We start from the raw sequence: 13,821 nt of genomic DNA, 5'->3' as shown, positions 1-13,821 counted from the left end.
TTGATTGTAACTTGATTGATAAAGGAAGTTCCGTAGATTGAAGCGAAAGGCGGCGACTCCTGGGGGATTAGCGGGACAGGTGAGACCCTGGACGAAGCGTAGCGAAGGAAGCGGCTTACCGCCCGCCCCCCGGAAAGCGTCCGCCTGAAGCGAAAATCAACAGTTTCACTTACCTTGTAACTCTATTGCAACTCCCATCCAATAGAGTAGTAGACAGAAAGAAAGCGTTTACAAAACGAGTGGAGAGAGGAGTTGCGGTATGAAGAAGAAATTGTGGTTGGTCCTTTTATTTGCAATGATGCTTGTCATCAGCGCGGCTTGCAGTAAATCGGAAGAAGGCGAAGCGTCAACGGAAAAAGAAACCCCGACGAACACAACGCCCGTATCGGGAGAAGCAACCAGTGAAGAAGGCGGAACCATTAAAATTGGTGTCCTCGCCTCTTTGACCGGTGCGCTTGAGTCGTACGGCAAGCAGACGAAGCAAGGCTTCGAGCTCGGTCTTGAATATGCGACGGGCGGCACGATGGAAGTCGCGGGGAAGAAAATCGAAGTTGTTTTTGAAGATACGGAAACGAAGCCGGAAGTCGCTGTCCAAAAAGCGACGAAGCTATTGGAAGAGGATAAAGTTGATTTCCTCGTCGGTTCCTCAAGCTCCGGTGATACGCTCGCGGTCCTTCCTCTAGCGGAAGAGTACGAGAAGATCATGGTCGTCGAGCCAGCGGTTGCGGATAGCATTACAGGTTCAGAATTCAATCCGTTCATTTTCCGGACGGGGCGTAACTCGTCGCAGGACGCTGTAGCCGGAGCTGCTGCGATCGCAGGTCCTGGAGTGAAAATCGCTACATTCGCACCGGATTATTCATTCGGCTGGGATGGCGTAGCAGCGTTCAAGGATGCGGCCGAAGCACTTGGTGCAGAAGTTATTATCGAGGAATTCGCAGATCCAGCGGCAACCGATTTCACATCCAATTTGCAGAAAATCATTGAAGCGAAACCAGATTATTTGTTTGTCGTCTGGGCTGGAGCGAACTCGCCTTGGAACCAGATTGCTGATTTGAAGATGCAGGAAAAAGGCATCAAGATTTCGACAGGCGCACCGGATATTCCGGCACTTTCCATCATGGAGCCGCTCGTCGGCATGGAAGGTTTCTCCGTTTACTATCACACGCTTCCTAACAATAAAGTGAATGATTGGCTCGTCAAAGAACATAAGGCGCGCTATAACGGCGAAGTTCCTGATTTATTCACACCGGGCGGCATGTCCGCAGCGATCGCAATTGTCGAAGCGTTGACGAAGTCGAATGGGGATGCGGATGGCAACAAACTGATCGATGTAATGGAAGGAATGTCTTTCGAAACACCGAAAGGGACAATGACATTCCGTGCAGAAGATCACCAAGCATTGCAGACGCTTTATTCCATCAAGCTTGAAAAGCAGGATGGCGTTCCGTATCCGGTGCCGGTTCTTATCAGAGAGCTATCAGCTGACGAAACCGAACCGCCGATCAAAAACTGATCATGAATGGGAATAAAATACAGAAGGACAGTGGCATCGCTGTCCTTCTCAATCGGATAGAACCGTCTATCTGGTCGAGAAGGACGGGGAAGGGGGAGAACGAGTGGAACCGATCATCAGAACTGAAAACCTGACAATCCGATTCGGCGGGCATACGGCCGTATCGCGTGTGAATTTTGAAATGCCGCCACGACACTTGAAATCGATCATCGGGCCGAACGGGGCTGGCAAAACTACGTTTTTCAATTTATTGAGCGGTGAGCTGAAGCCGACGGAAGGGGATGTCTTCTTCAAGGGAGAATCGATGGCGTCCTTATCGGCAGTCGCTCGGACGCGGAAGGGGCTTGGCCGTTCATTCCAAATTACGAATGTGTTTCCGAATTTGACCGTGCTGGAAAATGTCCGGCTGGCCGTCCAATCAAAAGAGAAGATCCGGTATCAGATGGTCCGCCACTTTCTGCACTATAAGCAGCTAATCGAAGAGGCGGAGAAACTGATCGCCCTCGTACTGCTCGACGGCAAGGAGCACGCCATCGCGAGCCAATTATCGCACGGGGAGAAGCGGAAGCTCGAAATCGCGATGCTGCTAGCGCTCGATACGGAAGTGCTGCTGCTCGATGAACCGACTGCCGGCATGTCGCTCGAGGAAGTACCGGCGATATTGGACGTCATCCGGAAGATCAAACAGACAGGCGAGAAAACGATTTTATTAATAGAACACAAAATGGATATGATTTTGGATCTGTCCGATTCCATCATGGTGCTCTTCAACGGAAAATTGCTGGCGGATGGGAGCACGCAGGAGATCATGGACAACGAGACCGTCCAAAATGCGTATTTGGGAGGGCTTTACGATGAAAACCTTGCTGAAAGTTGAGGACATCCATACGCATATTGGCCAGTACCATATCCTTCAAGGGGTTTTCTTTGAAGCGCGTGAAGGGGAAGTGAGCGTGCTGCTAGGGCGCAACGGTGCAGGGAAGACGACAACGCTGAAGACGATCATGGGCTTAACGCCGGCATCCAAAGGGATCGTCCAATTCAATGGACAGGACATCACGAAAAAGCCGACGTATACGATTGCGAACGGCGGCATCGGCTATGTGCCGGAAGACCAGGGCATCTTCGGAGATTTGACTGTCGAGGAGAATATGAAAGTCGCCATGCGGAAGGAAGATGATGTCGCGTTTGCCCGACAGGACTATGTGTTGGAGTTGTTCCCGGATTTGAAGACGTTCTGGAAAAAGGACGGAGGGCATCTGTCGGGCGGTCAGAAGCAGATGCTTGCGATGGCGCGGGCGTTCGTCAATGACAGCAAACTGCTCCTCATCGATGAGCCGTCAAAAGGATTGGCGCCAATCGTCATCGAGAAGGTGATGGAAGCGATCACAGAGGTGAAGAAAAGCACGACGATTGTGCTCGTCGAACAGAATTTCATGATGGCAAGCAGAATCGGAGACCGTTATACGCTCATCGATGACGGGGAGACGGTTCATGCTGGCGAGATGGCGGATCTAATTCATAACGAAGAAGTGAAACGAAAATACTTAGGAATCGGATGAAGGGGGCTGCACGATGGAATTACTCATCAATTTGACGGTGAACGGTTTGGCGACGGGCATGCTCATCTTCCTTCTCGCTTCCGGATTGACGCTCATTTTCGGTCTGATGAGCGTGCTGAATTTCGCGCATGGCGGACTGTTCGCATGGGGTGCTTACTCGGGCGTCTGGTTCTATACATTGTCAGGGAGCTTCCTTATCGGAATTCTTGGCGCAATCATTACGGGAATCATTCTAGGCTTCATTACCGAAAAGCTGATCATCACGCCGGTTTATGGCAATCACGTCCAACAGATCCTTATTACGCTCGGCTTCATGCTTGTGTTGACGGAGCTGTTGAAAGTCGTTTGGGGTCCGAATCAAATGGCTGCGAAAGTACCGTCGTACTTGGCGGGAAGCTGGGAATTCGGGGACGTCCTTATCATCAAATACAGGCTGTTCATCATCATTGTCGGCTTCGTCGTTTTCGGTGTCTTCCAGTACATGCTGCAGAAGACGAAAATCGGCTTGATCGTCCGGGCAGGTGTCATGGATAAAGACATGGTGCAAGCGCTTGGCATTAACATTAAGCGCGTTTTCCTGTACGTCTTCATGGCGGGATCTGCACTTGCGGCGTTGAGCGGAGTATTGATGGCGCCATATTCGGGAGTCATCTACGCAGAAATGGGATTCGAGTTTGCGATCTTGGCGTTCATCGTCGTTGTCATCGGCGGAATGGGCAGCTTCCCGGGATCGCTGTTCGCTGCCATTCTGGTAGGTCTCGCGGGAAGTTATATGGCGTACTACGTCCCCGCTCTCTCACTTGCGGTTAATATGATGCTCATGGCCATCGTATTAATTTTCCGTCCGCAAGGGCTTTTCACGGGAAAGGGGTGACGGCATGAAAAACAAATTTCAATGGAACAACCTATTTCTCGCAATTATTGTTGTTGTACTCGTCGTTTTCCCGTTTGTTTCGGATTCGAGGACATGGACGATTTTATTGACACAGATTTTCATCTTTTCGATTTTGGCGATGAGCTATGATATTTTGCTCGGCTATACGGGCATCGTGTCGTTCGGGCACGCGATGTTTTTCGGGATGGGTGCGTATACGACCGCTGTCATGCTGAAACGGATGGAACCTTCCATCGGCATCTTCATCCTGTCTGTTGTTTGCGGGATGCTGCTTGCCGCGTTAATCAGCTTTTTCATAGGGCTATTAACGCTGCGTCTGAAAAGTCATTTCTTTGCGATGCTCACCTTGGCTGTTTCGGGATTGTTTTTGGTGCTTGCGGAAAAGTGGCGGACGGTTACGCACGGGAATGATGGCTTTACGTTCAAAGCGCCCGAGTTTTTCAAGGACCGAATGATGTTTTATTTCGTGACACTGATCTGCCTTGTGCTCGTCTACTTACTGCTGCAACGTTTTGTCAATTCCCCGTTCGGACGCGTTCTTGTCGCGGTCAGGGAAAATGAACAGCGTACAAGATCACTTGGATTCAATACTTTGCATTATAAAGTCATGGCCTCCGTCGTGGCGGGCGTCATTGCTAGCTTGGCGGGTTCGCTTTATGCGGTATCCCTGCGGTTCGTCAATACAAGTGTTTTGACGATGGATATTACACTCGACGCATTGCTCATGACGATTATCGGCGGCGTCGGCACTCTGATCGGGCCGATTGTCGGTGCGGGAGTCATTGAATTGACCCAGCATTATTTATCCGGACTCGCGAAAGACTATCCAATTTTCGAACGATGGATCATTTTCTTCGGCATCGTCTATATTCTTGCGGTCATCTTTTTCCCGCGCGGCATCGTCGGAACGGTTCGTGAAAAGCTTTGGAAGCGAAAAAAGAAAACGCGGCCGGTCGAAAAGAGGGAGGTCTCATGACGACAGTAGGAATAGTCAGCACGGGCACGTACATCCCTTCGATGAAAATGACTGCCGAGGAAATCGCTGAACGGTCTGGATTGCCGGTCGACGTTGTGAAGACGAAGATGGGAATTACGGAAAAGCCGATTCCCGGGGAGCATGATCATACAGTTGCGATGGGTGTCTGGGCAGCTCGCGAGGCGCTTCGGAAAGGGCAAGTTGACCCGAAGGAAATCGACGTCATCATCTATATCGGCGAAGAGCATAAGGAATATCCCTTATGGACGGCCGCCATCAAGATGCAGGAGGAGCTTGGCGCCTACCACGCCTGGGCATTCGACGTGGCACTCCGTTGCGGAACGGCGATCATGGCAATGAAAGTGGCGAAAAGTCTTATGCTGGCCGATCCGGACATCCAGACGGTTTTACTTGCAGGCGGCTATCGGAACGGTGATTTCATCGATTACAGAAATGAAAGAACCCGGTTCATGTTCAATTTGGCTGCAGGTGGGGCTGCGATGATTTTGAGTCGCGACCACACGGAAAACATCGTGCTGGAGGCTGAGCTCATCACGGACGGTTCGTTTTCGGAGGATGTCGTCGTTCCGGTCGGCGGTACGAAAAAGCCGCTCACTGCTAGCGATCTTGAAGAAGGGCTATACCGTCTTGATGTGCTTGATCCGATCGGCATGAAAGCACGCCTTGAACAGAAGTCGATGGAAAACTTCCTGTAAGTCATCCGCAGTTCATTGCAGAAAAGCGGGTTTGCAGAAAAGGACATTGATTATCTAGCGATTTTGCATATGAAGAAATCAGCGCATGAATTCGTTCTGCGTGAGCTTGGGCTGAATGAAGAGCAATCTGTTTATTTGGATGAATACGGGCATATCGGGCAAATGGACCAGATTTTGTCTTTGGAGCTTGCTTTGGAAGAAAATAAATTGAATGATGGAGATATCGCCGTTCTCGTCAGCGCAGGCATCGGGTATGCGTGGGGGGCGATCACGGTGAAATGGGGGAAGAGTGAGGGGGAGAACTGAAATGTCATTGAATAAAACGGAACTGCGGAAAGTGGAATTGAAGAATGGTGAACAGCTTGCTTTTCGTGAACGGGAAGGCGGCAAGCAGGTCGTCGTCCTTGTCCACGGCAATATGACATCGTCGAAGCATTGGGACGTTCTGATGGAGAGCATGGATCCGAAGTATAAGATTTATGCACCGGATCTCCGAGGGTTTGGGGAATCGACGTATAACGTTAGAGTGACAGGCATTCGCGATTTTTCGGAGGATCTGCATGAGTTCCTTGGCGCTTTAGGACTCGAAGATATCCATCTGATCGGCTGGTCGACGGGCGGCGCGGTCTGCATGCAATACGTGGCGGACCATCCGGGGAAATGTGAAAAGCTTGTATTGCTCGCCTCGGCGTCGACTCGGGGGTATCCGTTTTTCGGTACGAAGGAGGACGGCAGCCCGGATCTCGAACATCGCCTTCAAACGATTGAAGACGTTGAGCAGGATCCCGGCAAGACGCTTGCGATGCAAGGGCTGTATGACACTAAGAACCGGGATGGGCTGAAGGCCGTCTGGAACGCATTGATTTACACGCATAATCAGCCGGATACAGCGAAATACGATGAATATGTGGACGATATGCTCACGCAGCGTAATTTGGCGGATGTATACCATTCATTGAACACATTCAATATTAGCGCCACTCATAACGGCGTCAATGAAGGGTCCGATCAGGCGAAAGATATCGACATTCCAGTACTCGTCTTGCACGGGGATCGCGACTATGTCGTGACCACAAAGATGCAGGAAGAAATCATGGAAGAACTCGGCGACAATGCGACATTCATTTCACTTGAAGATATGGGGCACTCACCACTAATAGATAATCTGGATGAACTGAAGAAAACAATCGAAACATTTTTGGAATAAGGGGATGACAACATGAGACTATCGGGAAAAGTGGCCATCATCACGGGTGGAGCGAACGGGATCGGCCTCGCTGCATGTGAGCGGTTTGCGGAAGAGGGAGCTTCCGTCATCATGGCGGATTTCGATGAGAGGGCAGGCAAAGAACAGGAAGCCGTACTGAAGGAGAAAGGGCATGACGTCACATTCATGCAAGTCGATGTCGTCGACCGTGAAAGCGTCAGCCGTTTAGTGGAACAAACGCTAGAACAGCACGGGAAAATTGATGTGCTGATCAATAACGCGGGCATCACAAAAGACGCGACGCTTCTGAAAATGGATCCTGCTGATTTCCAGCGGGTGCTTGACGTGAATTTGACGGGGGTCTTCAACTGTACACAAGCGGTTGCACCTCATATGATTTCAGCCGGTGCAGGGAAGATCATTAACACGTCTTCCGTCAGCGGCGTGTATGGGAATTTCGGGCAGACGAATTACGCGGCGACAAAAGCGGCGGTTGTGGGAATGACGAAGACATGGGCGAAGGAATTGGGGCGGAAAGGGATCAATGTTAACGCAGTGGCACCCGGCTTCACGGCGACTGCGATGGTTGCTAAGATGCCGGAAAATGTCATCAAGCAGATGGCTTCTGTTGTTTCATTGCAACGGCTCGGGAAGCCGGAAGATATCGCAAATGCGTATCTCTTCCTGGCAAGTGCTGAGTCGGACTATGTCCACGGCCATGTTCTGCATGTTGACGGCGGAATAATGATGTAAGGGAAGGAGGGGGCCGCGTGTTCCATGAGCATGGCTGGATATTAAAAAGGGCTGTACTTTCGGCGGAACGGCCTGCATTGATCGACGTCCATACGGACACATGCTGGACTTACGCGGACTTGAAAAATCGGGTCATGCGCTGGGCTGCTTTTTTCCAGGCGCAAGGCTATAAGCGTGGGGAGCGTATCGCCGTTTATTCGCCGAACAGTCCGGAGCTCTTCGCCGTACTCTTCGCCTGCGAGCAACTAGGGTTGATTTACGTCCCGCTCAATTGGCGGCTGAGCCAATTGGAACTGCAGTCGCTGCTTGATGATTGCTTGCCTGCTTTGCTTTTATTCCATAATGAGTTTGAAAATCGAATCGATGGATTGACAGTGAAAAACTCCGTTTCACTGTCAATCATCGAGACGGTGCTTGCTCCGGTAAACTGGCATCTAGTTGAACAAGGCAATCGTTCCGATACGTGGATGATCATCTACACGGGCGGCACGACCGGGTTGCCGAAAGGGGTCATGCTTTCCTATGCAGCGGTCAATTGGAATGCGCTCAACACAATCACAAGTTGGGGTTTGTCGGATCGCGACAAGACGATCAATTATATGCCGCTCTTCCACACGGGGGGATTGAATGCATTATGCATCCCGTTGCTCATGGCGGGCGGGACTGTCGTTATTGGACACCAATTCAACCCCGAAGAAGCATTGTTGGCAACGGATCAATATGAAGCGACGATTTCTTTATTTGTTCCGACGATGTACCAGATGATGATCCAGACTCCCTATTTCCATCAATCATCCTTCCCGTCGATGAATGTGTTTTTGTCAGGCGGCGCGCCTTGTCCGAAGACGATCTATCAATCATTTCATCGGAAAGGTTTGCGGTTCAAGGAAGGATACGGGTTGACGGAGGCGGGACCGAATAATTTTTTCATACGCCCGGATGATGCAGTGCGCAAAATCGGATCGGTCGGGAAGAGCATGCTGTTTAATGAAATACAAGTGCTGGACGAAAAAGGGAAGCAATGTGTTAATGGGGAAATCGGTGAATTATTAGTAAGAGGTCCGCATCTGTTTTCCGGCTATTGGAATAAACCGCGTGAAACAGAGAAAGTCATGAAGGATGGGTGGCTCCAAACAGGTGATCTGGCTAAGATCGACGACGATGGAGACGCATTTATCGTCGGAAGAAAAAAAGACATGATCATTACGGGCGGGGAAAACGTTTATCCCCAAGAAGTGGAACAATGCCTTGTCACGTACGACGGCATCCGTGAAGCGGCGGTCGTTGGCATGGCTGACGATGTGTGGGGTGAAACGGTTGTCGCTTTTGTGGCGATTGAAGAGGAAGAACAATTTGATGAAAAATCATTGATTTTGCATTGCAAGGCAACTCTCGCATCCTATAAAGTTCCGAAAAAAATTATTATCTTGTCGGAGCTGCCAAAAACCCATGTGGGGAAAATCGATAGCGGAAGCCTGTGCAAAATGCTAATGAAGTAATAGGTATCTCGTAAGCCGATTTTGTGGCTTGGAGATACCTATTTTATTTGCTAACATGGAATGTAATGAATTACCTGAAAATTATTTAGTAGAAAAAATATAGTGCCAGAGACCGGGGGAATGTCGTATGAAGATGGATAGGAAGGAGCTTCATTGCCGCAATGAAATCTTGTCGATTACAAAAAAGCTTGTAGGTGTTGAAAGCATTGTCAATACGGATGGAGAAAAGGACATGGCAAAATTCATTTACGATTATTTGGCGTCCCATCCATATTTTACGGCAAACCGTTCCCAACTCGTCATGGAACAAACGACCAAAGACGAGAGAGAACGATATAACGTCCTTTCGTTCGTGAAAGGAACGAAGGGAGAAAGCGATCGCACAGTCGTTTTAATGGGGCATCTCGATACGGTCGGAGTTGATGACTTCGGCAAACAGCGTGATTTAGCTTTTTCCCCCGATGATTGGATGGATTTCTTACAAAATGAGAACATACCGGAACCAGCACAAAAGCAGTTGGAGTCAGGCGACTGGCTTTTCGGGCGAGGGGTTCTTGACATGAAAAGCGGTCTTGCGAGCAATATGTATTTACTGACTTATTATGCGGAACATCCAGAACTGCTTGAGGGCAACCTTGTCTTCATTGCGGAGTGTGATGAAGAGGATAGCTCCCACGGTATTTTATCTGCTTTACAAACATTAAAAAACTGGAAGAAGGAACATGCATTTAAGTATGTAGCAGCCATTAATAGCGATTTTGTCGCCCCGGCATATGAAGGTGATGAAAATCGTTATGTATATAAAGGCACTGTCGGCAAGTTATTGCCTTCCTTTTTCATTACAGGTGAAGAAACCCATGTCGGATCAGCTTTTGATGGCCTGGACCCGAATTTCATCGCTGCTGAATTAACGAAGCAAATTAACTACAATCCCGATCTGAGTGACACGGCTTTAGGAGAAACAACAATGCCACCGGTCTCATTGAAACAAACTGACTTAAAACCGTCTTATACTGTACAAACAGCACTATCTGCGTATGTGTATTATAATTTTTTCGTCCACTCCTGGTCACCTGAAAAAGTCCTTGATTTATTAAAAGAACAAGCAACTCTCGCATTCACGAACGCCTTAACGTCATTTGAAGAACGCTATCAAAAATATTGCAGGATGAGCGGTCAGGCAACTCGTTCGCTTCCTTGGAAGCCAAGAGTGTATACATATAGTGAAATGCAAGAAATGTTAACAAAGGCACATGGCGAACAATATGAAAATCATATGAAAGAGTTCAAAGAGGAATTAGTACAAGATGAAACGCTTGATACTCGAATGTTTGCTGCTCGTGTCGTTGAGGAATCATGGAAGTTCATGCCGGATAAAAGTCCAGCTATCATCGTCTTTTATTCCTCATTATACTCACCACGAGTTGCATTGATAGGGGATACGGAAGATGAACAAAGATTATTGCAAGCACTGGATAATGCAATTAATGCGGTACAGCCGGATTACGACCATCCGATAATTGCAAAAAACTTCTTCCCGCATATATCGGATATGAGTTTCATTGCGATGAGTGATAATATGGATGATATTGAATATATGGTGGAAAATACGCCATCATGGGGCAAGAAACTACATGTCGCATATGAAGATGTGCACGAGTTGAATATTCCAGTCATCAACATAGGTCCATACGGAATTGACGGCCATAAAAAGCTTGAGCGGATGGAAATGACATATTCATTGGAGATCGTGCCGAACTTGACGAATCATATAATTCAGGACATCTTAACAAATATGCACGAGTAATGGCGAGCGGCCTACGGGTTGCCGCTATTTTTATTTCCAATTTTACGGTTGTTTTTCTCGAATCCGCTCAACTATCGGGGGTATCAGCCGATATAAGCAACAATGGGATTTTCGATTACAGGGAGGCTGGGAATATGGTTGGACGCATTGGAGGAGCGAACGGCACGCAGCAATTGAGCGCAAAGGTGGAGAGCACAACGCCTGACAAGGAAGTCGTGGTGGCGGAAGTACAGGCGATCTCAGTAAAAAACGAACAGCAAACAGGGGAAGAACGTCAACTGCCCGTTGAAAAAGCGCAGCAGATGACTGATAGTATGAATAAATTCCTGGAAAGCGTGAACACCCAATTACGATTTAAATTGCATGATGAACTGAATGAATACTATGTGACGATTGTCGATTCCAGAACAGACGAAGTAGTCCGAGAGATTCCTTCGAAAAAGTTATTGGATATCCATGCGGCAATGAAGGAGTTTGTCGGATTACTCATCGACCGCAAAATCTGAGGAGGTAGTAACAAACTATGCGAGTAAGCGGATTAGCGTCAGGGATGGATACAGAGCAGATCATTAAGGAAATGATGACTGCGAACCGGATCCCTTTAGATAAGATTACACAGAAGAAGCAATACTTGGAATGGCAGTTGGATGATTATCGTTCAGTGAACCGCCAGCTATTCGACTTCAGCCAGAATACGTTCAACAATATGATTCTGTCAAAGAACTTTACAGCGAAGAATGTGAGTGTTTCATCGCCGGACGCAGTGGCTGTGAAGAATTTGAGTTCCACAAGTGATTTCTCAGGGACAATTGAGATTCATCAATTGGCGAAGAATGCAACGATGCAAGGCGGGGAAATTACGATTGGTGGAAAGAAGTTAACATCGGCTGATGTGAATACAACTAAATTATCCTCTTTAGAAAATATACAATCAACAGGTAAGGTGAAGTTAAGTGTGACAGCTCCAGGTTCAACTGAAGCAACAGAACTTGAGTTTTCAGTGGACGATTCAATTGGGGTGGTAATTGCCCAAATAAATGAAAAAACAGGTGTGAATGCGTTCTATGATGAATTCACAGGTAAAATTGCTCTTTCTGCTAAAAATAGCGGGTCTGGAACTTTGAAAATCGAGGGTGATCTAGCAGCTGCATTAAAGATCAACCAAGAGGTGTCCAATGGGCAAAATGCAATCTTCACATTTAACGGCCTACAAACTGAACGCTCTTCAAACACTTTCCAAATCAATGGTTTTGAAATGAATTTAAAACAAGTTACATCCCCATTAGAGCAAGATGCAAATGGTAATATAAAAGTGAGTGGCCAGTATATTGTAGTGCCAAATGGAAAAACAGTTTCCTTCAACTCATCGCCAGACACAAGTAAGATCTTCGATTCCATCGTTAAATATGTCGATGATTACAATAAACTCATTGAAGACTTGAACAAGCAAATTCGTGAGCCGAAATACCGTTCGTTCCAACCTCTTTCAGCAGAACAGAAAAAGGATATGAAAGAGAAAGAGATTGAGCTTTGGGAGGAAAAGGCGAAAAGTGGTACATTACGCAACGACTCCGATATTTCTGCCCTCCTAACAAAAATGAGGAGTACGTTGTTGGTTTCGGTGAATGGAATGTCATTGAAGGATATCGGCATTACTACCTCATCCGCTTATTCGGAAAACGGAAAATTGGTCATTAATGAAGATAAATTGAAAGAGGCAATTGCCAAAGACCCGAATAAAGTCCATCAGCTCTTTGCTTATGACGCCAGTAAAGATACAGATAAAACAAAAAATGGACTTGCCCGTCTTTTACGTAGTGCTGTTGATGATACACAAAAAGTAATTAAGGATCGTGCGGGCATTGCCGGATCTGTTAATCATACATTTTCACTTGGCAAGAGCTTGGAAAGCATGAACAAACAAATCGAACGTTTTGAGGATCGTTTGAAGACGACAGAAAACCGACTATGGAAGCAATTCACAGCAATGGAGAAGGCTATCCACCGTGCGAACTCCCAGTCTATGAGCTTGATGAACGCATTTGGCGGCGGAATGTAACATTGGTCGGTATGATAATCATGCTTATCGATAAAAAAGGAGAAATGTAATCAATGGCAATTAACAATCCATATGCAACGTATCAGAACAACTCTGTGAATACATCAACGCCTGGCGAATTGACGCTCATGCTCTACAACGGATGCCTGAAGTTCATCCAACAGGCGAAGAAGGCGATGGAACAAGGCAACATCGAAGGAAAGAACACCGCGACGCAAAAGGCGCAGGCGATCGTTTCCGAGCTGATGCTCACATTGGACATGTCCGTTCCGGTTTCGGAAAATATGATGGTTCTCTATGATTTCGTCAATAATCGTTTGATCGAAGGGAATATTAAAAACGATGTCGCGCTCTACGATGAAGCTGCGGGAATCATTACGGAATTTCGCGATACATGGAAACAAGTGATCCAAATCAACCGCACGAAGCAGTACGCGAATACGGACGAAATATGATCCGGCCTGCGATGATCCGGTGGCAGGAAACGGCGCAGCTGCTCCTCTCCGCGACGAGCCGTACCGATGAAGAGCATCGAGATGCCGTCATCGAAGAAATCGACGCATTGCTCGATGAGAGGGATGCTCTCCAAAAAGAAATCAGCGCTCCTTTCACACCGGAAGAACTAGAACTGGGCAAGGCGCTCGTCGCACTCGAAAAACAAGTCGAAGTTGCGCTCGACTCCTACATGAAAATGATCCGTTCCGAAATCACTGCCGCCCAGTCCAAGAAAGAACATGTCAAAAGCTATGTCAATCCATACGGCAAGGTAGCGCGGGACGGGACGTTCTACGATACAAAGCAATAACAAGCTAAGCCAATCAGGCATCGCCT

Annotated in this window: 13 protein-coding genes and 1 pseudogene; all 14 read left to right on the top strand. The window is 47.8% G+C overall.

Features of this window, described 5'->3' with window-relative positions; all coding sequences use genetic code 11:
- Positions 1-259: 259 nt before the first annotated feature.
- The 14 genes and pseudogenes from M3193_RS06900 (at position 260) to M3193_RS06835 (ending at position 13,795) form a co-directional block, all read left to right on the top strand.
- Entirely contained in the window at positions 260-1,516 is a 1,257-nt protein-coding gene (locus M3193_RS06900; RefSeq protein WP_251625450.1) for a substrate-binding domain-containing protein, read from the top strand.
- 103 nt (positions 1,517-1,619) lie between these two features.
- Positions 1,620-2,393 carry an ABC transporter ATP-binding protein gene (locus tag M3193_RS06895; protein WP_251625449.1) on the top strand — a complete coding sequence of 258 codons (774 nt, stop codon included), beginning with the start codon at positions 1,620-1,622 and terminating at the stop codon, positions 2,391-2,393.
- On the top strand, positions 2,371-3,078 hold the full coding sequence (locus tag M3193_RS06890; RefSeq protein ID WP_251625447.1) for an ABC transporter ATP-binding protein: 708 nt from the start codon (positions 2,371-2,373) through the stop codon (positions 3,076-3,078). Before M3193_RS06895 ends, M3193_RS06890 begins: the two co-directional genes overlap by 23 nt.
- Before the next feature lie 13 nt (positions 3,079-3,091).
- Positions 3,092-3,952, top strand: a complete 861-nt coding sequence (locus M3193_RS06885; RefSeq protein WP_251625445.1) for a branched-chain amino acid ABC transporter permease — start codon at positions 3,092-3,094, stop codon at positions 3,950-3,952.
- 4 nt (positions 3,953-3,956) lie between these two features.
- Entirely contained in the window at positions 3,957-4,949 is a 993-nt protein-coding gene (locus M3193_RS06880) for a branched-chain amino acid ABC transporter permease (protein ID WP_251625442.1), read from the top strand.
- Positions 4,946-5,971 (top strand): annotated as a pseudogene (locus M3193_RS06875) (3-oxoacyl-ACP synthase). The gene M3193_RS06880 and the pseudogene M3193_RS06875 overlap by 4 nt, the downstream one beginning before the upstream one ends.
- Position 5,972: 1 nt before the next feature.
- Positions 5,973-6,872, top strand: coding sequence for an intracellular short-chain-length polyhydroxyalkanoate depolymerase (gene phaZ / locus M3193_RS06870; RefSeq protein WP_251625440.1), 900 nt, complete (start codon positions 5,973-5,975; stop codon positions 6,870-6,872).
- A gap of 12 nt (positions 6,873-6,884) precedes the next feature.
- Positions 6,885-7,625, top strand: coding sequence for a 3-oxoacyl-ACP reductase FabG (fabG, locus tag M3193_RS06865; protein ID WP_251625438.1), 741 nt, complete (start codon positions 6,885-6,887; stop codon positions 7,623-7,625).
- A 17-nt stretch (positions 7,626-7,642) separates the two neighbouring features.
- On the top strand, positions 7,643-9,124 hold the full coding sequence (locus tag M3193_RS06860) for an AMP-binding protein (RefSeq protein ID WP_251625436.1): 1,482 nt from the start codon (positions 7,643-7,645) through the stop codon (positions 9,122-9,124).
- Between the two features lie 127 nt (positions 9,125-9,251).
- Complete coding sequence (locus M3193_RS06855) at positions 9,252-10,931, top strand: M20/M25/M40 family metallo-hydrolase (RefSeq protein WP_251625434.1); 1,680 nt, start codon at positions 9,252-9,254, stop codon at positions 10,929-10,931.
- Between the two features lie 134 nt (positions 10,932-11,065).
- Entirely contained in the window at positions 11,066-11,437 is a 372-nt protein-coding gene (gene flaG, locus M3193_RS06850; RefSeq protein ID WP_251625432.1) for a flagellar protein FlaG, read from the top strand.
- A gap of 17 nt (positions 11,438-11,454) precedes the next feature.
- Entirely contained in the window at positions 11,455-12,990 is a 1,536-nt protein-coding gene (fliD, locus tag M3193_RS06845) for a flagellar filament capping protein FliD (protein ID WP_251625430.1), read from the top strand.
- A gap of 53 nt (positions 12,991-13,043) precedes the next feature.
- Positions 13,044-13,445 (top strand): flagellar export chaperone FliS, encoded by a 402-nt coding sequence (gene fliS, locus M3193_RS06840; protein WP_251625428.1) that lies wholly within the window; start codon positions 13,044-13,046, stop codon positions 13,443-13,445.
- Positions 13,385-13,795 (top strand): flagellar protein FliT, encoded by a 411-nt coding sequence (locus M3193_RS06835; RefSeq protein WP_251625426.1) that lies wholly within the window; start codon positions 13,385-13,387, stop codon positions 13,793-13,795. The genes fliS and M3193_RS06835 overlap by 61 nt, the downstream gene beginning before the upstream one ends.
- Positions 13,796-13,821: the final 26 nt, after the last annotated feature.

It is taken from the genome of Sporosarcina luteola, assembly GCF_023715585.1.
Taxonomy (GTDB): domain Bacteria; phylum Bacillota; class Bacilli; order Bacillales_A; family Planococcaceae; genus Sporosarcina; species Sporosarcina luteola_D.
Note: the sequence above shows the minus strand (reverse complement) of the source record. Positions and strands in the feature narration are given on the sequence as shown.